This window comes from Methylophaga frappieri, assembly GCF_000260965.1.
Lineage (GTDB): Bacteria > Pseudomonadota > Gammaproteobacteria > Nitrosococcales > Methylophagaceae > Methylophaga > Methylophaga frappieri.
This window is the reverse complement of the sequence record NC_017856.1, coordinates 275,897-296,288: the sequence shown is the minus strand read 5'-3', so window position 1 is coordinate 296,288 and position 20,392 is coordinate 275,897. Positions and strand designations below refer to the sequence as shown.

The 20,392-nt window shown below is 47.0% G+C and carries 17 protein-coding genes; 15 read left to right on the top strand and 2 right to left on the bottom strand.

All coding sequences use genetic code 11. The features are described 5' to 3' along the window. Positions 1–25: 25 nt before the first annotated feature. The 14 genes from dnaE to Q7C_RS01355 all read left to right on the top strand — a co-directional run bounded on the left by dnaE (position 26) and on the right by Q7C_RS01355 (position 18,147). Positions 26–3,502 (top strand): DNA polymerase III subunit alpha, encoded by a 3,477-nt coding sequence (gene dnaE, locus Q7C_RS01420; protein WP_014702924.1) that lies wholly within the window; start codon positions 26–28, stop codon positions 3,500–3,502. An 84-nt stretch (positions 3,503–3,586) separates the two neighbouring features. Next, positions 3,587–4,687 carry a PilT/PilU family type 4a pilus ATPase gene (locus Q7C_RS01415; protein ID WP_041366812.1) on the top strand — a complete coding sequence of 367 codons (1,101 nt, stop codon included), beginning with the start codon at positions 3,587–3,589 and terminating at the stop codon, positions 4,685–4,687. A gap of 60 nt (positions 4,688–4,747) precedes the next feature. Beyond that, entirely contained in the window at positions 4,748–5,704 is a 957-nt protein-coding gene (locus Q7C_RS01410; protein ID WP_014702922.1) for an acetyl-CoA carboxylase carboxyltransferase subunit alpha, read from the top strand. Positions 5,705–5,715: 11 nt separating this feature from the next. Next, positions 5,716–7,056, top strand: coding sequence for a tRNA lysidine(34) synthetase TilS (gene tilS / locus Q7C_RS01405; protein WP_014702921.1), 1,341 nt, complete (start codon positions 5,716–5,718; stop codon positions 7,054–7,056). Between the two features lie 82 nt (positions 7,057–7,138). After that, the gene (locus tag Q7C_RS01400; protein WP_014702920.1) at positions 7,139–8,773 is read left to right on the top strand and encodes a CTP synthase; all 1,635 of its coding nucleotides are present in this window, start codon (positions 7,139–7,141) and stop codon (positions 8,771–8,773) included. Positions 8,774–8,775: 2 nt separating this feature from the next. Then, on the top strand, positions 8,776–9,612 hold the full coding sequence (gene kdsA / locus Q7C_RS01395) for a 3-deoxy-8-phosphooctulonate synthase (RefSeq protein ID WP_014702919.1): 837 nt from the start codon (positions 8,776–8,778) through the stop codon (positions 9,610–9,612). Positions 9,613–9,651: 39 nt separating this feature from the next. After that, positions 9,652–10,929, top strand: a complete 1,278-nt coding sequence (gene eno / locus Q7C_RS01390; protein ID WP_014702918.1) for a phosphopyruvate hydratase — start codon at positions 9,652–9,654, stop codon at positions 10,927–10,929. Positions 10,930–10,941: 12 nt separating this feature from the next. Then, positions 10,942–11,226 (top strand): cell division protein FtsB, encoded by a 285-nt coding sequence (gene ftsB / locus Q7C_RS01385; protein WP_014702917.1) that lies wholly within the window; start codon positions 10,942–10,944, stop codon positions 11,224–11,226. Further along, positions 11,219–11,926, top strand: coding sequence for a 2-C-methyl-D-erythritol 4-phosphate cytidylyltransferase (gene ispD, locus Q7C_RS01380; RefSeq protein WP_014702916.1), 708 nt, complete (start codon positions 11,219–11,221; stop codon positions 11,924–11,926). Before ftsB ends, ispD begins: the two co-directional genes overlap by 8 nt. After that, positions 11,923–12,405, top strand: coding sequence for a 2-C-methyl-D-erythritol 2,4-cyclodiphosphate synthase (ispF, locus tag Q7C_RS01375; RefSeq protein WP_014702915.1), 483 nt, complete (start codon positions 11,923–11,925; stop codon positions 12,403–12,405). The genes ispD and ispF overlap by 4 nt, the downstream gene beginning before the upstream one ends. A 2-nt stretch (positions 12,406–12,407) precedes the next feature. Beyond that, positions 12,408–13,460: a tRNA pseudouridine(13) synthase TruD gene (gene truD, locus Q7C_RS01370; protein ID WP_014702914.1), complete on the top strand. Its 1,053-nt coding sequence runs from the start codon at positions 12,408–12,410 to the stop codon at positions 13,458–13,460. 38 nt (positions 13,461–13,498) lie between these two features. Continuing rightward, positions 13,499–14,278, top strand: coding sequence for a DUF1223 domain-containing protein (locus Q7C_RS01365; protein WP_014702913.1), 780 nt, complete (start codon positions 13,499–13,501; stop codon positions 14,276–14,278). Positions 14,279–14,288: 10 nt separating this feature from the next. Next, a complete protein-coding gene (gene cysG / locus Q7C_RS01360) occupies positions 14,289–15,686 on the top strand; it encodes a siroheme synthase CysG (RefSeq protein WP_014702912.1) in 1,398 nt (465 codons plus the stop codon). Positions 15,687–15,840: 154 nt separating this feature from the next. Further along, entirely contained in the window at positions 15,841–18,147 is a 2,307-nt protein-coding gene (locus Q7C_RS01355; protein WP_014702911.1) for a TonB-dependent receptor, read from the top strand. 34 nt (positions 18,148–18,181) lie between these two features. Here Q7C_RS01355 and nadC read toward each other — a convergent pair whose 3' ends face one another. Then, positions 18,182–19,024, bottom strand: coding sequence for a carboxylating nicotinate-nucleotide diphosphorylase (gene nadC, locus Q7C_RS01350; RefSeq protein WP_014702910.1), 843 nt, complete (start codon positions 19,022–19,024; stop codon positions 18,182–18,184). 76 nt (positions 19,025–19,100) lie between these two features. Here nadC and ampD point away from each other — a divergent pair, with 76 nt between their 5' ends. Beyond that, complete coding sequence (ampD, locus tag Q7C_RS01345) at positions 19,101–19,649, top strand: 1,6-anhydro-N-acetylmuramyl-L-alanine amidase AmpD (protein WP_014702909.1); 549 nt, start codon at positions 19,101–19,103, stop codon at positions 19,647–19,649. Between the two features lie 52 nt (positions 19,650–19,701). On the opposite strand, the gene Q7C_RS01340 is transcribed toward ampD, so the two are convergent. Then, positions 19,702–20,322, bottom strand: a complete 621-nt coding sequence (locus tag Q7C_RS01340; RefSeq protein ID WP_014702908.1) for a BamJ family beta-barrel-assembly machinery protein — start codon at positions 20,320–20,322, stop codon at positions 19,702–19,704. Between the last annotated feature and the right edge of the window lie 70 nt (positions 20,323–20,392).

The following is a 20,392-nucleotide window of genomic DNA, read 5'->3' as shown; positions in this document are numbered from 1 at the left end:
TTTGTTTTAATTGATTTCCGAGACCATGTCAGAGTTTGTTCACCTGCATTTACACACTGATTATTCCTTGATCGATGGACTGGTTCGGGTCAAACCACTTGTGTCAGCTACCGCAGCCGCTGGCATGCCGGCCGTGGCCATCACCGATCAACATAATTTGTTTGCCGCAGTCAAACTGTATTCTGCGGCCCTGCAAGCGGGAATTAAGCCCATTCTTGGCGCGGATTTGCGTCTTGCGGATCCGAGTGACAGTAAGAAAAGCCTGCGTTTTGTTTTGTTATGCATGAACATGACCGGCTATCACAATCTGTCCAGATTACTCTCCCAAGCCTATATTGAGGGCCAACAGCTCGGTGTGCCTATGTTGCAAATGTCTTGGCTTGACGGACAAACCGACGGACTGATTTGCCTGAGCGGCGGACGGGACGGGCTCCTCGGTCGCGCCATTTTAAGTCAACGTGAAGCTGATGTAGTTAGTCAGGCAGAAATATGGACGTCATTGTTTCCAGAACGATTTTACCTGGAGTTGACCCGCACTGGTCGTGACGATGAGGAGCGATTTAATCAGGGCGCATTGGCGCTCGCTCGCCATCTGGATTTGCCTGTTGTTGCCAGTAACGATGTTCGTTTTTTAACGCCAGACCAGTTTGAAGCACATGAGGCGAAAGTCTGTATCCATGAAGGTCGTTTGCTTGATGATCCTCGGCGTCCGCGTTTGTATTCAGATCAGCAATATCTGCGTAGTCCGGAAGAAATGGCAACCTTGTTTTCTGATATACCAGAAGCCTTGACCAACACTGTTGAAATTGCGAAGCGATGCAGTGTGGAGCTGACCTTGGGTGAGCATTATCTGCCAGATTTCCCGGTACCAGAGGGATTAACCATAGAACAGTTTTTCTCGGAAGAATCTTACCGTGGCCTGGATCGGCGTCTGGCTGTATTGTTTCCGGATGAGAACGCACGTCAGGCCGCGTACTCAAGATATGCCGAACGTTTGCAAACAGAGCTGGATGTTATCAATGAGATGGGCTTTCCCGGCTACTTCCTGATCGTTGCCGATTTCATTCAATGGGCAAAAAACAACGGGGTCCCCGTTGGACCGGGTCGGGGGTCAGGGGCAGGGTCACTGGTTGCTTACGCACTGGATATTACAGATCTTGATCCACTCGCTTATGACTTACTTTTTGAACGATTCTTGAACCCCGAACGGGTGTCGTTACCCGATTTCGATGTGGATTTCTGCATGGATGGTCGGGATCGGGTAATTGAATACGTTTCACAACGTTATGGTAGAGACCACGTCTCACAGATCATTACTTATGGCACCATGGCCGCCAAAGCTGTTCTACGTGATGTGGGCAGGGTACTGGGACATCCCTATGGATTTGTGGATCAACTGGCCAAACTCGTGCCATTTGAGCTCAAAATGACTCTGACCAAAGCCTTGGCACAAGAGCCACAGTTAAAAGCGCGTTACGATCAGGAAGAAGAAGTCCGAACCTTGATTGATCTGGCCCTGCAACTGGAAGGGCTGACACGCAATGTCGGCAAGCATGCCGGTGGGGTCGTGATTGCGCCTAAAACTCTGACTGACTACACACCACTTTATTGTGAGCATAACGGGGCGGGATTGGTCTCGCAGTACGATAAAGATGATGTGGAAAGTGTCGGGTTGGTGAAGTTTGACTTTCTTGGCTTGAAAACACTCACCGTGATTGATTGGGCGGTAGAGAATGCCAAAAAACTGTTGCCAGCCGAACAAGACACGATTGATATTGCCCGTTTACCGCTGGATGATAAAGCGACATATGCCTTATTAAAACGCTGCGAGACTACCGCTGTCTTTCAGCTTGAATCTCGAGGTATGAAAGAGCTGGTTAAACGACTGCAACCGGATAACTTTGAGGATATTATTGCGTTAGTTGCCTTGTTTCGGCCAGGGCCGCTTCAATCGGGGATGGTCGATGATTTCGTTAACCGCAAACATGGTCGTGCCAAGGTCGATTATCCGCATCCAGACCTTGAGCCTGTCCTTAAACCGACCTATGGCGTCATTGTCTATCAAGAACAGGTAATGCAGATTGCCCAGGTGTTGGCGGGCTATAGTCTGGGCGGTGCGGATATGCTGCGCCGTGCTATGGGTAAGAAAAAGCCGGAAGAAATGGCCAAGCAACGGCAAATATTTCTCGCCGGGGCAGAGCAGCGTGATATTGGTAAAGAGCAGGCAGAACCCATCTTTGACTTGATGGAAAAGTTTGCTGAATATGGCTTTAATAAATCTCACTCTGCAGCCTATGCGCTGGTGGCCTATCAGACCGCCTGGTTAAAAGCACACTATCCATCGGCATTTATGGCAGCGGTTTTATCGGCGGATATGGATAATACCGATAAAGTCGTGGGGTTGATTGATGAGTGTCGCGATATGGGACTCAATGTACTGCCACCAGATGTGAATTTCAGTCAGATCCAGTTTACCGTTGAAGATACGCAGACCATTCGCTATGGACTGGGTGCGATTAAAGGGGTAGGAGAGTCGGCGCTGGCAGGGATTGTGGCGGAACGCGCTCAAGGAAAGGCTTTTGAATCTTTGTTTGATTTTTGCCGGCGAGTCGAGCTGAAAAAAATCAATCGACGCGTTATGGAGTCTCTCGTGAAAGCAGGGGCTTTTGACTCTCTGGGTGGTGATCGGGCTAGTCTGGAAGCCAGTTTGACCAGGGCACTGCAAATTGCAGAACAGCATCGGCGTGATCAGGATAGCGGTCAAAATGATCTATTTGGGCTGTCGGCAGCCGAGTCGCATCATGGCACACAAACCGAGACGCTGGATACGGTTCCTGCTTGGTCAGAAGAACACCTGCTTCAGGCCGAAAAAGAAACCCTTGGCTTGTACTTGAGTGGGCATCCTATTAATCGTTTTAAAAATGAATTGGCTCTGTTCATTCCCAAACAAATCGCTGATCTAGATGCACCTGAGTCTAAAGGCTATCAACGTAACGAAAAGCCCGTGCTGACGGCAGGCCTTATCGTAGCGATTCGCACAATGAAATCCAAAAGCGGAAGCCGGATGGCGTTTATCACCCTTGATGATCAGACAGCACGACTTGAAGTACGTGTTTTTGCCGATGTGTATGAACAATATCAGCAAGTCATTCAACCGGACAAACTGGTGGTTATTAAGGGTAAGATTGGCCAAGACAACTTTACAGGTGGATTGGCGGCGACTGCAGAGGCAGTCTATGACATGCAAAAAGCGCGGGAACTGTATGGTAAGGCGTTGCAATTGCACATTTCGCCGCCGGCTGATCCGCAATGGATTAGTCAATTACAGGGCTTAATTGCGCCATTTGCGGGTGGAGTAATGCCGTTGGAATTGCAATATCGAAATCAGGAGGCGGAAGTGATGTTGCGCCTAGGAGATGATTGGCAAATCACGCCCACGGATACCTTACTTAAATCGCTTGGCGATTTGGCTGATTGCGCGCAAGTTCTGGTACGTTATTAAAGACGGTTTACATGGCGTAATGGGCGGGGCTTCTGCTAAGCTTGAATGCCGGAAAAAGTGATGGCTGACGATGGAATGAACAACGTGGATATGACTCCTTACTTGAGGCTGATGGCAGATAAACAGGCATCAGACTTGTTTTTTTGTACCGGCACCACACCCCAAATCAAAATTCAGGGCGTCATTCGTCCTGTGGGCAGCAAAAATCTCGCTCCCGGCGATGTAAAAGAGATGGCTTATTCGCTCATGAATGAGCCACAAATTACGGAATTTGAAACCACGCTCGAAATGAATTTTGCCGTGCCACTCTCCGGTGTTGGGAGGTTTCGGGTAAATGTCTTCAAACAGCGTGGCGAAACCTCAATGGTGATTCGTTATATCCGGACACATATTCCTGACTTTGCTGAAATGAACCTGCCGCCGGTTTTAGGTAAAGTCGTGATGGAAAAGCGTGGCCTGATTTTAGTTGTCGGCTCAACGGGTAGTGGTAAGTCGACGTCGCTTGCTGCGATGATTGGCTATCGAAATCAGCATAGTAATAGTCATATTCTGACGATTGAAGATCCGTTAGAGTTTGTTCACAATCATCAAAAATCCATCGTTCAACAGCGCGAAGTTGGCATTGATACCTTATCTTACGAAAATGCCTTGAAAAATGCCTTACGTGAAGCGCCTGATGTCATTTTGATTGGTGAGGTGCGTGACATGGAAACCATGAAGCACGCAATAAATTACGCAGAGACAGGCCATTTATGCTTGGCAACATTACATGCGAATAATGCAAATCAGGCACTGGATCGAATTCTGAACTTTTTCCCGGAAGTCATGCATCGGCAGCTACTCACTGATTTGTCATTAAATTTGCGGGCAATTATTTCGCAGCGTTTAATACTGGGGAATGATGATCTCTTGATGCCTGCGGTAGAGGTGATGTTAAGCAGCCCCTATATTTCGGAACTGATCGCCAAAGGCAATATTTCCGGTATTAAAGAAGCCATGAAAGAAAGCAGTGAACCTGGCACCATTACCTTTGATCAAGCGCTGCTTAAACTCTATCAGGACGGTAAAATCAGCGAAGAAGAAGCTCTGCGCAACGCTGATTCACGTAACGACTTGAGTTTGGAAATTCGACTCAATGCCAGCCACGATGATAAAGATGTGGACAATGAACTGATTCTGAGCTGAGGGAACTCGGCCGTTAACGTGTATAATTAATCCAATTTTTTAAGGACAGGCCTTTTTGTAATGCAGTTAAACTTCCTTGATTACGAACAACCTATTGCGGAACTGGAAGCTAAAATCGACGAATTGCGCTACATGAGCAATGACACCGATCTGAATATCACCGATGAAATTCAGAAACTTAAAGAAAAAAGTGAGTCACTGACCAAATCCATCTTCGCCAACCTGACGCCTTGGCAGGTGACGCAAATGGCCAGACACCCGCAGCGACCTTATACGCTGGATTACATTAAACACATGATTACCGATTTTGAAGAGTTACATGGTGATCGTGCCTTTGCTGATGATCCAGCATTAGTAACCGGGATGGGGCGATTCAACGGTCAAGCGGTCATTGTCATTGGTCACCAGAAAGGACGAGATACCAAAGAAAAAGTAGCGAGAAACTTTGGCATGCCGCGCCCCGAAGGCTATCGAAAAGCACTACGGGTAATGAAGTTGGCTGAGCGTTTTAAGCTGCCCGTTCTGACCTTTATTGACACGCCTGGTGCCTATCCTGGTATTGGTGCTGAAGAGCGAGGACAAAGTGAAGCAATTGCCCGGAATCTTTTCGAAATGGCACAGCTGAAAACACCTATTATCAGTACGGTTATTGGTGAAGGCGGCTCGGGTGGTGCGCTGGCAGTTGGTGTGGCAGATCATCTGCAAATGTTGCAGTACAGCATTTATTCAGTGATTTCTCCTGAAGGCTGCGCGTCGATATTGTGGAAAAGTGCAGAAAAAGCACCTGATGCAGCTGCGACCCTTGGCGTGACGTCAGATCGCTTGAAATCACTGTCATTAATTGATGATGTCATCGCGGAGCCACTAGGTGGTGCGCATCGAAATATGGAATTGATGGTAACGAACCTGAGAAAAGCGATTGCCGGAAAGCTTACGCAATTGCAGGCCATGCCAGTTGAGGATTTGGTCAAACGTCGTCAAAAACGCCTGATGGAATACGGGGCATTTGAAGAGTAATCCGAGAGTCAATGTTTGATCCACAGCCGGTATTGGCACAACTTCAATGCAGACCGGCTGGACAGACTTTATGGGTAGGATTTAGCGGTGGCATGGATTCAATCGTGCTCAGCCATTTTCTTTGTCAGCATGCCGCTGACTTACCTGGTCCGCTGCACTTAATTCACGTCAACCATCAATTACAAGATGCGGCGACGCAATGGGCGATTCATTGTCAGTCCTTTGCGGCAAGTTATGATTTGCCCTTTACCTTGCTCACAATCGAGGTCAGTGATAGCGCAGAGAAGGGTCTTGAAGCGGCAGCACGTGACGCCCGTTATCAGGCGATTTCTCAGCATATTGGCGATGGCGCGCAGTTAATAACAGCACATCATTGCCAAGATCAGGCCGAAACGCTGATGTTGCAATTACTACGTGGTGCCGGCGTGCGGGGCCTGTCTGGCATGGGAAACCTTGGAAAATGGCAAAAAATCGCCATTTTACGGCCGTTTTTAAGTGTCGATCGCCATCAATTACATGCCTATGCGCAACAGCATCATTTGGACTGGGTGACAGATCCCAGTAACGCAAATTTACGGTTTCAACGAAATTATCTAAGAAAACAAGTTTTTCCGATGCTCTCTGCACGTTGGCGATCAGTGCATCAAACTCTAAGTCGAAGTGCCGCTCATTTGGCAGAAGCGCAACAAATTCTTGATGAGGTTGCCCAAGTCGATGCGAAAGTTATTAACATAGATTGGCAGCAGTCGCGCTTACCCATCACGCCATTGTTGCAGTTGCCGGTACCGAGACAGAAAAATTTATTACGCTGGATGGCCTATCAGCTGGGGGTATCTATGCCCAGTCAAACGCAGTTGGACTATTTACTAAATACCATGTGTCTTGCTCAGCAGGATGCCATGCCGTTATTGGCTTTATCCGGTGTGACGGTGAGACGATTTTCTGATGCGCTCTATTTTGTCGATGATAAAATGCCAATGCCGCAAAATTGGCAAGTCACTTTGCATCGTCCCGAATCAGTGGTGCTTCCCGATGGTCGCAAACTCGAATGGCAAAGCCGTCAAGGTGCTGGAATACGCGCAAATGTGTTTGATAACGGACTGGTTCTGAAGTGTCGACAAGGCGGAGAGCGCATCCGTTTGGCTGGTCATGCGCATCACCAACGTTTAAAGATTTGTTTACAGCAATGGCAAGTGCCGCCATGGCAGCGATCGGAGATGCCACTCGTGTTTGCTGATACCGAACTGATTGCAGTAGCCGATTATGCTGTGAGTGAAGTAGTCTGCGCGACATCAACAGAGTCAGGCTGGTGGCCGACCGTTTTGCCGGCAACAGCACAGGATTTTAATTGAGCGATTTGGGCAATTCTGATACTTTATTCAACTTATTTACTGCTGCCATTCTGGCCTGTCTGAAAAAACTGAAATCTCCGATATGACTAAATTTATTTTTGTCACTGGTGGTGTTGTGTCATCCCTTGGAAAAGGAATCGCAGCCGCATCATTGGCAGCTATCCTCGAAGCGCGTGGTCTGAAAGTGACATTAGTTAAGCTGGATCCCTACATTAATGTGGATCCTGGCACGATGAGTCCTTTGCAACATGGTGAAGTTTTTGTCACGGATGATGGCGCGGAGACAGATCTTGATCTGGGCCATTATGAGCGTTTCATCGATGCAAATATGACCAGTCGTAATAATCACACGACAGGCCAGATTTACGAAAATGTGATTCGTAAAGAACGTCGCGGCGAATATTTGGGCAATACGGTGCAGGTCATACCGCATATTACGGATGAAATTAAACGCTGTATTTACGAAGGCGCAGGTGATGCGGATGTGGCACTTATTGAAATAGGTGGCACGGTCGGTGACATCGAATCTCTGCCTTTTCTGGAAACCATTCGCCAAATGGCCACTGAGTTGGAAAGGGATCGCGCCTTATTTATTCATTTGACGCTAGTTCCATACATCAATTCAGCGGGTGAAATCAAAACCAAACCGACGCAACACTCGGTTAAGGAACTGCGGACCATTGGTATTCAGCCAGACGTACTGTTATGCCGGATGGATCGGGATTTGCCTGAATCAGAGCGCCGTAAAATTGCCCTGTTCACCAACGTGCCAGAAAGATCGGTGATTACTGCCAAAGATGTGGATAGCATCTATAAAATTCCGATGGAGCTGCATCGACAAGGACTTGACGATATTGTCGTAAAACATTTATCCATCGATGCTCAACCAGCGGATCTGAGTCAATGGCAAAAGGTCCATGAAAGTCTTAGTAATCCGGAAGGCGAAGTTAATATTGCCATGGTTGGCAAATACATGGAGCTGACTGAAGCCTATAAATCTTTGTCCGAATCGTTGATTCATGCGGGTATTCACACGCGCACCAAAGTGAATGTGCATTACGTTGACTCGGAACAGATTGAGAAAAGCGGAACGGATTGCATCGCCAACATGGATGCGGTTTTAGTGCCGGGTGGCTTTGGTAAGCGGGGTGTGGAAGGCATGATTCAGACCGCCCAGTTTGCCCGCGAACAACAAGTGCCGTATCTCGGTATTTGTTTAGGCATGCAGGTAGCGGTTATCGAATATGCCCGACACAAGGCCGGACTCGACAACGCCTTTAGCACCGAATTTGACATGCAGACACCCCATCCGGTGATTGGTCTGATTACCGAATGGCAAAATACAGATGGTAGTACCGAGCAGCGCGATGCCGATTCAGATCTGGGTGGTACCATGCGCTTGGGTGGGTATCACTGTTCATTGGCTGAGGGTAGTAAAGCACGCGAGATATATGGCAAACCAGAAATCGTTGAACGTCATCGTCATCGCTATGAGTTTAATAATAACTACAAGCAGCAACTGGAGCAGGCGGGTTTGGTTTTTTCAGGAATGTCGCGTGATAACAACCTGGCAGAAATGATAGAGATTCCCGGACACCCCTGGTTTGTGGCTTGTCAGTTCCATCCAGAATTTACTTCAACGCCGCGTCATGGCCATCCTTTATTTGAAGGATTTATTCGTGCGGCCAGCCAACAACGTCAAAAACGAGGTAGTTAGGCATGGAGTTATGTGGTTTTGAAGCGGGTAATGACCAGCCATTTTTTTTGATAGCAGGCACCTGCGTTATTGAAAGTGAACAAATGACCATGGATGTCGCAGGTCAATTGAAAGAAATGACGGACAAGCTGGGCATCCCGTTTATCTATAAATCCTCATTCGATAAGGCCAATCGTACTTCAACGCAAAGTTATCGTGGACCGGGTGTCGAAGCTGGCTTGAAAATCCTTGAAAAAGTAAAGCAACACTATAATTTGCCGGTCATTACGGATGTTCATGAAGACACGCCGTTGAATGAAGTTGCAAGTGTGGTGGATGTGCTGCAAACCCCGGCATTTTTGTGTCGACAAACCAATTTCATTGTCAATGTAGCCAAGCAGGGGCTGCCAGTGAATATCAAAAAAGGCCAGTTTCTTGCGCCATGGGATATGATTCATGTGGCAGAAAAAGCCAAGTCCACTGGTAATCAGCAGATCATGCTTTGCGAGAGAGGAACGTCATTTGGCTACAATACGCTGATTTCAGATATGCGTGGACTCGCGACAATGCGCCAGATGGACTGCCCCGTGGTATACGATGCAACGCACTCTGTTCAGCAGCCGGGTGGTCAAGGTGGTATGAGTGGCGGACAACGTCAGTTTGTTCCCGTTTTGGCTCGTGCTGCGATGGCCAGCGGCATTGCAGGCATTTTCATGGAAACGCATCCGGATCCGGAAAAAGCATTAAGTGATGGGCCAAATTCGTGGCCGCTGGGTCAATTGTCAGCGTTACTGGAAACACTGCAGCAGATTGATCAGGTGGTAAAACAAAACGATTTTATCGAAGACGCCTACTTATAATTAAGCGAGTGCAGCGCACCGCAATGGATGGAGAAGAAAATGAGCAAAATTATCGATGTGCAGGCGCGTGAGATTCTGGACTCGCGTGGTAACCCGACAGTTGAGGCAGATGTTATTTTGGCCAGTGGGGCAATGGGCCGTGCTGCCGTGCCTTCTGGCGCCTCAACCGGTGAACGTGAAGCCGTCGAACTTCGTGATGGTGATGAACAGCGTTACCTCGGTAAAGGAGTCACCAAAGCGGTCGCTGCCGTCAATAATGAGCTTCGTGCTGCCGTGGTCGGCATGGACAGCGATGATCAGGTTGGTTTGGATCAGAAGTTAATTGATACAGATGGTTCTGCCAATAAACAACGTCTCGGTGCCAACGCCTTGTTGTCAGTATCACTCGCCAATGCGGTTGCTGCGGCTGACGAAAAGGGGCTTCCGTTATATCGTCATTTGGGTGGCGATAATGCCCGCACTTTACCCGTGCCAATGATGAATATCGTCAATGGCGGTTCGCATGCAGATAACAGTGTTGATTTTCAGGAATTTATGATTATTCCGGCTGGCCTGCCCAGTTTTTCTGAAGCATTAAGAGCCGGTACTGAAGTATTTCATGCCTTGAAATCGGTGCTCAACAAAAAAGGCCTGAATACGGCTGTTGGTGACGAAGGTGGCTTTGCTCCTGATTTGAAATCCAATGAAGAAGCGATTGAATTAATCCTGCAAGCGATTGATAACGCGGGTTATAAAGCTGGTAGCGATATTATGCTGGCACTGGATGTCGCGAGTTCAGAGTTTCATCAAGCGGGTGAATATTATCTGGCTTCTGAAAATAAACGCCTAAATCATGAACAGATGGGTGACTTGCTGGCGGATTGGGTGAAAAAATATCCCATCGTCAGCATCGAAGATGGCATGGATGAGAATGATTGGACCGGCTGGCAATACCTGACTGATAAAATCGGCGCAGAAGTACAGCTGGTTGGTGACGATTTATTTGTGACCAATACCCAAATTTTACAGCGTGGCATTGAGCAGAAAATTGGTAACGCCATTCTGATCAAGCTCAATCAAATTGGCACCTTAACTGAAACTATGAACGCCATCGAAATGGCGGCATCGGCAAAATTTGGCGCGATAATTTCGCATCGCAGTGGGGAAACCGAGGATACGTTTATTGCCGATCTGGCGGTCGCCAGCCAATGTGGTCAAATTAAAACTGGCTCATTGTCTCGTTCAGATCGTATTGCTAAATACAATCAGTTATTGCGCATCGAAGCGGAACTGGGTGGTAGTGCCATCTACCCCGGCATGCAAGCGTTTCGACGCTGATCAGGCGTTAAGATGAAACCGGTGATGATTTTGCTGATCGCCATTATGGTGGTATTGCAATATCGTCTCTGGGTCAGCCATGACAGTTTGCCGTCGTTGTTAAGACTGCATCATGCAGTGGAAAAGCAACGTCAGGATAATCAGGTGTTACGTGAGCGAAATACGGTTTTGTCCGCGGAAGTCGGTGATCTAAAAAGTGGACTGGATGCGCTTGAAGAGCGGGCTCGCAGTGAACTCGGTATGATTCAGTCGGGTGAGACATTTTTTCACATTATCGAACCTGAAACGGATGAGTAAGTCGGTTTGGGCGGTCGTCCCTGCTGCTGGTAATGGCAGCAGAATGCGGGCTGATCGCCCAAAGCAATATTTGCCGTTACTAGGGAAACCCGTTATCAGACACACCTTGGAGCGTTTGATAAGTCATCCGAAAATTCAAGGTGTCATTGTGGCTGTGGCTGAACAGGATCCATTTTGGTCAGACCTGATGTTGCCAGATGACTGGCCCGTTTATCTGGCGACCGGTGGCTCTCAGCGTTCAGATTCGGTTTTCAATGCGTTATTTTATTTACGTCAACTAACGGACGATGATCCGTGGGTTTTAGTGCACGATGCGGCGAGACCCTGTTTACGCCACACAGACATTGACCGCATGCTGACGCAACTGGCTGAGGATCCGGTAGGTGGGATTTTAGGGATTCCAATGACGGAAACCGTCAAACGCGTCAATGATAATCATCGTATTCTGGAAACGGTCAATCGTGATAATTTATGGCGTGCGGCGACTCCACAAATGTTTCACTTGAAGCATTTATTACAAGCGTTACAACAAACGATTGATGCGCAATGTCAGGTGACTGATGAAGCAAGTGCAATGGAATATGCCGGCTTTCAACCTAAGATGGTTGAGGGACACGCAGATAACCTCAAAATTACCTTGCCGCAGGATTTGGAGTTAGCGGCACTCTACCTGCAACGACAAGGAGATCAACTGGCATGAGAATTGGTCATGGGTATGACGTACATCGATTTAAAGCGGATACACCGCTGATTCTTGGTGGCATCCATATTCCTCATACTATGGGACTCGAAGCGCATTCGGATGGGGATGTTCTGATTCACGCTATCTGTGATGCTATTCTCGGTGCAGCAGGGCGTTGGGATATCGGCCACCATTTTCCTGATAATGATATGGACTATGCTGGCATTGATAGTCGAATTTTATTGCGCAGAGTCATCGCGGATATTCATCAACTGGGCTGGCAGGTCGCCAATATTGATAGCACCATCATCGCACAACAACCGAGATTATCGCCCTTTATTCCGCAAATGCGAGAACTGCTTTCAGAAGACATGCACTTGATGATCGATGCAGTCAATATCAAAGCCACGACAACAGAAAAACTGGGCTTTACTGGGCGTGAAGAAGGGATTGCCGCACATGCGGTTGTCCTGCTTGAGCGCGATAATACATTGTGAGAATGACTTTTTCAGCACTGCCTTATGCACTTGGCCAAGGCGATCGACAAGCAACGATAAGGGCAGCAGCAACAGATTTTGTTGTCGAAGAGCAGTTACCGTTCACGCCTGATGGGACGGGCAGTCATGTCTGGTTATTCATTCAAAAAACAGAGACTAATACAGACTGGTTAGCCCAGAAAATCGCTCGTTTCGCCGGTGTTTCACCGGTGGCTGTAGGTTATGCCGGACTTAAAGATCGCCATGCCGTCACCAGCCAGTGGTTTAGTGTCAACCTGCAAGGTAAAACAGAACCTGACTGGCAACAGATGAACAGCGATACAATAAAAGTGCAGCATATTGTCAGACATAGTAAAAAGCTAAAGCGTGGTGTGTTGTCAGGTAATCAGTTTCGTTTAAATCTAACCAATGTCACCGGCAACAGGCAGGCATGGCTAAACAGCCTGGAAACCATTGCCAAAACCGGGGTGCCAAATTATTTTGCTGAGCAACGTTTTGGGCATCAGGGTCGAAATTTAACGCAGGTCGATGCGTGGTTTCATGGTGGCGAAGCACCGCGTAAAAGACAATCACGCAGCATGTGGATTTCGGCAGCACGGAGTTGGTTATTTAACTTGGTCTTGGCAGAGCGTATTCGTCAGGATAACTGGCAACAGGCTTTACCTGGTGATGTCATGCTGCTCGATGGAACCCGTGCGAGTTATTTTGTGTGTCAAGGGCCGGACGCGACAATTGAGCAACGTTTGGCAAAAATGGATATTCATCCAACGGGACCATTGTGGGGGGCAGGAGAGTCCCCGGTTGAACATGAAGCCCAGATACTTGAGCAAAATGTGCTAGCGGACTGGTCGGTCTGGTGTCAGAATTTAGCCGAATTGGGTTTGAAACAGGAACGGCGGTCATTACGGCTTTTTCCACAAAACTTTCAATGGCAGTTCCTGACAGAAAACCGCTTGTTGATTGAGTTTGCATTGCCACCCGGTAGCTATGCGACGGCGGTTTTGCGGGAATTAGCGCTGATCACCGATGCTGCTGGCAGTAAGATAGCTGAATAAAGCGGTCTGACTAAGTAAGTTGCTAGCGGGAGCCTGTTATGAATTATCAAAACTATCTGCCTTATCTTGCCTTATTAATGTTGCTTTCAACACCCGTTTTCGCTGATAACTGGCAAGGGCGCACGCCAGAAAAACACACGGCGTTATTGGAAATGTTTGTGTCAGAAGGGTGCGGGCTTTGCCCGGCGGCTGAGCACTTCGTTCATCAGACTTTGCCCGAGCAAGGTATCCTTGATGAAGATCTTATCGTGCTGACATTTCATGTTGATTATCTCAATGATCGTAAAGGCTGGATTGACAAGTTTGCGCAACCAGAATTTACCAGTCGACAAAAGCAACTTGCGCACCTGAACCATTATCAGCATATTTTTACCCCCGAGTTAGTGGCCAGTGGGGAAACGATACATAGCTGGCGAGAGCAATTGATTGATGTCATCGCACTGTTAAATAATTACCCTGCTGAAGCCGACATTCAAATCACAGCGAAACGGACGGATGCCACTTTATCTGTCCAAACGGCAGTTCAGGTTCGTGGCGACGAAAATCGTGCGCACAGTAAACTATACCTGGCGGTCACTGAGAATCATGTGCGCAATGAAGTTCACGGTGGTGATAATGCGGGCACGGTCTTTAATCACCAGGATCTGGTCAGAAAGTGGCTGGGACCATTTTCTCTTTCCAATCGAGGTGAGTCCGTGCTGATGACTGAAATTCCGCTCGCTGAAGAGTGGCAGTCGGACGCGTTGAGTTTGGTTGCTGTTGTACAGAATTTGTCCGATGGTTATGTTCTTCAGGCACTGCACGTGCCGTTAGATTAGATTGATTTGTATGGAATATTTGCCGGTATTTTTGAACGTTCGACAGGGTCGTAGTCTAGTTGTTGGTGGTGGCGATGTGGCGTCCCGTAAGTTAGCTTTACTGGCAAGAGCAGGCGCGCGCGTCACTTTACTTGCACCAGAAATTGGCAACTCAACCCGGAAAATATTGGCAAATCCCGACTACGCAGGACAAATTCATTGGCTGCCGTGTCGTTTTGATCCGGCCTATCTTCATGCCCAAACCTTGGTGATTGCAGCAACTAACGATGTCAATGTGAATGCCGTGGTATATCAGGCTGCGAAACAGCGGCGAATACCAGTTAACGTGGCTGATGATCCTGCCCACTGTGATTTTATTTTGGGTTCTGTTTTGGAGCGTGGCTCAGTGCTCGTGTCGGTAACCAGCGGTGGTCAGTCACCAGTGTTATCACGTCAATTACGCGCCCGCTTAGAGACCTTGATCCCACCTGCTTATGGACAACTAGGCCAGTTGGTTGGTCACTATCGCAATAAAGTAAAACAACGCTTCACTGAAACCAGCCAGCGTCGTCGATTTTGGGAATCCGTTTTGCAGGGGCCCGTTGCCGACCACATGCTGGCAGGCCGGACAAGGCTGGCAGAAGACACACTTAACCGGCTTATTTCAGAAACGCGGCCAAGTGAATTAAGTCAGGGCGAAGTGTATTTGGTTGGGGCCGGGCCGGGTGATCCGGACCTGCTCACTTTCAAAGCATTACGCCTGATGCAACAAGCAGATGTCGTGTTCTATGATCGACTGGTAAGCCAGGAAGTGTTGGCTTTGGTCAGAAAAGAGGCCGAATTAATCTATGTTGGTAAACAGCGCAGCTGGCATTTTAAAAGACAAGAAGAAATCAACTTGTTGCTGCTTGAACATGCTCAGCAAGGCAAGCGTGTCCTGAGATTGAAAGGGGGGGATCCCTTTATTTTTGGTCGGGGCGGTGAGGAAATTGCGACACTTGCAGCGGAAAACATTCCCTTTCAAGTTGTGCCCGGGGTGACGGCCGCATCTGGCTGCGCAAGTTATGCGGGTATTCCACTGACGCACAGAGATTACGCACAAAGTTGCGTTTTTGTAACGGGTCAGCTTAAAGCAGGAGAGTTAGATTTAAACTGGTCTTCTTTAGTTCAGCCACGCCAGACGGTGGTTGTCTATATGGGCCTTGCTGGTTTACCGGAATTATCTGCACAGTTACAACATCACGGTATGGCAGCCGATATGCCCGCAGCCTTGGTGCAACAGGGTACAACGGAAAATCAGCGTGTGTGGGTATCAACGATTGCGGATTTACCTGATTTAGCGATACGTGAAAAGCCCATTGCGCCAACGTTGCTAATCATTGGTGAAGTAGTCCAGTTGCATCAGCAGTTGGCTTGGTTTTCCGTTTAAATGAAGACCAAACAAGATAAGCAAAACAATCAGGAATATTTCCTAGATTTTACGCTTTAAAGGCGTGCTAGCATCCAGATAACGACCTAATTACGGTCGGATAAAAGCCTTAAATATAAAGGCTAATAACATATTATTATCTGGGAGATTATTTATGGCGATTCCATACCGGCAGCGCTTATTGCCCGCATTAATTATCTCGGCCTTCAGTGTTTCTGTTGTTGCGGCCGAGGACAGCGTCAGACTTTCTGATCTTGAAGTTATTGGAACTACCCCGATAGGAGGGGTGGGATTAACGGCTGATAAAATCCCAGCCAATGTACAGTCTGCTACTGATGCAGATATAGAACGCACGCAGGGGTTAGATCTTTCCGATTTTTTAAATAAAAATTTTGGCAGTATTAGTTTAAATGCAGCGCAAAACAATCCATTCCAACCAGACCTGAAATACCGTGGATTTACGGCATCGCCTTTGGTGGGTAATGCGCAAGGGTTATCCGTTTATATGGATGGTGTTCGAGTCAATGAGCCCTTTGGTGATGCCATTAACTTTGAGTTAATTCCTGAAGCAGCTATCGCAAATCTAAATTTAATTCCGGGCTCCAATCCTGTTTTTGGTTTAAATACGCTTGGTGGCGCCCTGACTCTCGAAACCAAAAATGGTTTTACACACCCTGGACATAGCCTTGAAGCCTATACCGGCTCTTTTAATCGTGACTCGGGCACGATTGAGAGTGGGGGGAATGATGGTAATTTTGCCTATTATGTGACAGGTTCGATAACCAAGGAAGACGGCTGGCGCGACTTTTCACCATCACGCGTTGAACAGTTCTTTTCCAAGCTGAGTTATGCTGATGAGAATACCTCACTTGACCTGAGTTTCTTGGGTGTTGATAGTGATCTTAACGGCAATGGTGCATCACCGATTGAGCTTGTTGCACAAGACCGTGAAGCCGTATTTACGCATCCGGATAATACCCAAAATGAGCTTCGCCAAATTGCACTTAATGGGTCGCACTGGATAAATGACGAAGTCATGTTGTCGGCAAATACCTATTATCGTCGAAGCGACCGTAGCAGCTTTAATGGTGATGGTTCGGAGCTGGAAGTTGAAGACGGTAATATTGTCAATGACGATGATGATGAGGAAGAAGTACTCGTTGATGGAACCCAGTTCGGATTTGAGGATGATGATTTCGTTGCATTAAACAATACGAGTGAGACAGAACAGGATAGTTTTGGCTTTGCCTTACAGAGTACCTTTACCCAACCTCTTTTTGGCAGAGATAATCAGTTAGTGGTCGGAGCAGGTTATGATCATTCCGATGTGGACTACAGTTCACAATCAGAAATTGCACGGTTTACCAATACGCGCGGTACAAACGGTACGGGCTTTATTATTGATGACACGGTGGTAGATGGTAATATTGAAACCGATACATACAGTGTTTTCTTCAGTAATACGCATGCGTTAACAGAGCGGTTAGATTTGACGCTGGCGGGACGTTATAACTGGATTGCAATTGATATATCCGGTACCAGCGAAGGCGGGGAACAAGACCTTAATGAGAGCGGTAATACGCATCATTTTAAGCGGTTTAATCCTTCTGTTGGTTTGACTTATGCGCTACAAGATAATATTACGGCATATGGTAGTTATAGCGAGTCTAATCGTGCTCCAACACCTTCAGAATTGACCTGTAGCGAGCCAGAAAGTCCCTGTTCCTACCCGAATGCATTTTTAGCTGATCCGCCGTTGGATGATGTGGTTGCCAGAACAATCGAAGCTGGTTTACGTGGACAACAAGATGCCATTGGCTGGAGTGCTGGTGTTTTCTATACTGAATTAAAAGATGACTTATTCTTCTTCCCATCCGTTGAAGATGCAGATGAAGTGACACCGGACCCGCGCCTTTCAATTGGTAATTTCGACAATATTGACAAAACAGCACGTGCTGGTATTGAACTTGCGCTTTTCGGTGGACATGAACGATTAAGTTGGTTTGCGAACTACTCCTATATCCGTGCCACCTTTGAGGATGAATTTGTGTATGCCCGTGAAGTTGATGATGAAGTCGTCAATTTTGTTGTCAAAGAAGGTGATCGATTACCTGGTATTCCAGCGCATAACATCAAAATTGGCGCGGATTATGATGTAACAGATAAATTCTCAATGGGCTTTACAGCCTCATATCATTCAAGTCAGTATTTCCGTGGTGATGAAGCAAATACAGACAGCAAAATCGGTCACTATAAAGTGGTTAACCTGCATAGCCGCTATCAAGTGACGCCAAATCTGCAGTTTTTCGCAAAAGTCGATAACTTGTTTGACAGTGAATACAATACTTTTGGCTTGTACGGCGAACCGGATGAAGCACCTGGTCTAGATTTTGAAAATCCTCGGTTCGTGGGCGCGAGTTCACCCCGAGCAGGTTGGATAGGATTTAAATTAACGTTGTAAATTTCCGCTTTAAGGCCGCCTTCGGGCGGCCTTTTTAGTTAAAGCGCATTGAGAGATCAAGCGCGCAAACATCTTTAGTCAGACTACCAACAGAGATGCGGTTCACGCCTGTTTCAGCAATCTGTCGAATATTTTCTATGGTAATACCGCCTGACGCCTCGAGCAGCGTTTGACCGGCAGTTAATTCGACCGCCGTCGAGAGTGTCTCAATACTGAAATTATCTAATAAAATGATATCAACGCCGGCATGAAGACCTTGTTGAAGTTCTTCCAGGTTTTCTACTTCCAGTTCGATAGTCACATTTGAATTAACGTTTCTGGCTTGCTTAACGGCTGCTTGAATATTGCCAGCTGCTTGAATGTGATTTTCTTTAATCAAAATTGCATCAAACAAGCCAAACCGATGGTTGGAACCGCCACCACAGCGTACGGCATATTTCTGAGCTAAACGTAAGCCAGGAATTGTTTTACGGGTATCAAGCAATGTTGTGTTTAGGCCTTGTAGAGCCTCAATATATCGGCGGGTTAGGGTCGCTGTTCCAGACAAGGTTTGTAAAAAGTTTAATGCAGTACGCTCAGCACTTAACATCGCTCGGGCGTTGCCCCGGATTTCACAAATGAGATCATTCTGTTGCAAATGACTGCCATCATGTTGAAACCAATGCAACGTGATTTCTGGTGAACATTGCTGAAATGCTTGTGTTACCCAATCGGTGCCAGCTAACACACCTGGCTCACGTGCGATGAGTTTTGCAACGGCGCGTTTATCATTTGGGATTAACGCGGCGGTCAAATCACCTTGTCCGATATCTTCAAGCAATGCCAGTTTTACTTGAGAGGCAATAAACTCAACAGGAATAGTATTTTCGATGCGCATGCTGACTCCATTAAACGCTATAGGGTAACTGCATCAGGTTTGATAATCTATTCACTAAATCTTTAGGAATGTAATTTTGCAGATTGATAATAAAACTGGCTGGCTGGATGTCGCAGAAAAGCAGTGTTCGCCAAACCAAGATTTACGTCCCGATACGGACGATCTGACGGGTATCGTCATTCATAATATCAGCTTGCCGCCCGGTCAGTTTGGAGAGACATGGATAATAGACTTATTTCTTAATCGGTTAGAGGCAAGTGCTCACCCTTACTTTAAAACAATTGCGCACCTGAAAGTTTCTTCGCACCTATTAATTCGTCGAAATGGTCACATTGTGCAATTTGTTCCATTTCATCGTCGTGCTTGGCATGCAGGACAATCAAATTGGCAGGGCCGTGATAAATGTAATGACTTTACCGTTGGTATTGAGTTGGAAGGAGACGACCATACGGCTTTTACCGATGAACAATACGTCAAATTGACTGCCGTGATTCACTGTTTGGTGGCGAGTTATCCAAAATTAAATCTAGATAATATTACTGGGCATGAGCATATAGCGCCGGGCAGAAAAACGGATCCGGGGCCTTTTTTTGATTGGGCTCGTTTAAATAAAATGCTTCAATAAAAAACCGCCCAGCATAATGCCGGGCGGTTATATCGCGCCAATATTGTCGAAACTAGTTGGTAATAGCGATTAATTCAATATCGAAAAGTAACGTTTCATTTGGGCCAATTTTGTCACCTGCACCTTGCGGGCCATAGGCTAAGCTACCTGGAATAACAACACGCCATTTAGCACCTTCCTTCATCATTTTAAGCACTTCTTGCCAGCCTTGAATAACGCCATTGACAGGGAAAGTGGCCGGTTCACCTCGGTCATAGGAACTATCAAACTTCGTCCCGTCAATTAGCGTGCCTTCGTAATGAGCGATGACTTTATCCTCTGCTGTAGGTGTGGCACCATCACCGGCTTCAAGAATTTCATACTGGATGCCGCTGTCTGTCGTTTTAACGTTTGGATTTTTAGCATTTTCGTCCATAAACGCTTTTGATTCAGCTTGTTTTTTATTCATCAAATCAGCCATTTCTTGAGATTTTTTTTGCTGATAGGCGCTAATCACTTGTTCGGCACTGGCTTGATCGAGTTGCGGCTGTTGACCATTCAGCATGTCCTGCACACCGGCGGCGAACGCATCAATGTCCAAATTGACTCCTTCAGCCATCATATTTTGTCCGACCTGAATGCCAAAAATGTAGCTGATTTTTTGTTTATCTGAGTCGAGATTAGCTTGAGCCATAACATTTGCTCCGAATAAAAAGGTTAGCGAGGCGATCAAAACGTTCAATTTCATAGTGTGTTCACTCTCA

What these genes read in the sequence shown, in the direction of transcription:
- Q7C_RS01400 (WP_014702920.1), top strand. Translation starts at nt 7,139, where the DNA reads ATGACTAAATTTATTTTTGTCACTGGTGGTGTTGTGTCATCCCTTGGA.
- ispD (WP_014702916.1), top strand. Translation starts at nt 11,219, where the DNA reads ATGAGTAAGTCGGTTTGGGCGGTCGTCCCTGCTGCTGGTAATGGCAGC.
- Q7C_RS01410 (WP_014702922.1), top strand. Translation starts at nt 4,748, where the DNA reads ATGCAGTTAAACTTCCTTGATTACGAACAACCTATTGCGGAACTGGAA.
- Q7C_RS01365 (WP_014702913.1), top strand. Translation starts at nt 13,499, where the DNA reads ATGAATTATCAAAACTATCTGCCTTATCTTGCCTTATTAATGTTGCTT.
- ispF (WP_014702915.1), top strand. Translation starts at nt 11,923, where the DNA reads ATGAGAATTGGTCATGGGTATGACGTACATCGATTTAAAGCGGATACA.
- dnaE (WP_014702924.1), top strand. Translation starts at nt 26, where the DNA reads ATGTCAGAGTTTGTTCACCTGCATTTACACACTGATTATTCCTTGATC.
- eno (WP_014702918.1), top strand. Translation starts at nt 9,652, where the DNA reads ATGAGCAAAATTATCGATGTGCAGGCGCGTGAGATTCTGGACTCGCGT.
- Q7C_RS01340 (WP_014702908.1), bottom strand. Translation starts at nt 20,322, where the DNA reads ATGGCTCAAGCTAATCTCGACTCAGATAAACAAAAAATCAGCTACATT.
- nadC (WP_014702910.1), bottom strand. Translation starts at nt 19,024, where the DNA reads ATGCGCATCGAAAATACTATTCCTGTTGAGTTTATTGCCTCTCAAGTA.
- truD (WP_014702914.1), top strand. Translation starts at nt 12,408, where the DNA reads ATGACTTTTTCAGCACTGCCTTATGCACTTGGCCAAGGCGATCGACAA.
- tilS (WP_014702921.1), top strand. Translation starts at nt 5,716, where the DNA reads ATGTTTGATCCACAGCCGGTATTGGCACAACTTCAATGCAGACCGGCT.
- ftsB (WP_014702917.1), top strand. Translation starts at nt 10,942, where the DNA reads ATGAAACCGGTGATGATTTTGCTGATCGCCATTATGGTGGTATTGCAA.
- kdsA (WP_014702919.1), top strand. Translation starts at nt 8,776, where the DNA reads ATGGAGTTATGTGGTTTTGAAGCGGGTAATGACCAGCCATTTTTTTTG.
- cysG (WP_014702912.1), top strand. Translation starts at nt 14,289, where the DNA reads ATGGAATATTTGCCGGTATTTTTGAACGTTCGACAGGGTCGTAGTCTA.
- Q7C_RS01355 (WP_014702911.1), top strand. Translation starts at nt 15,841, where the DNA reads ATGGCGATTCCATACCGGCAGCGCTTATTGCCCGCATTAATTATCTCG.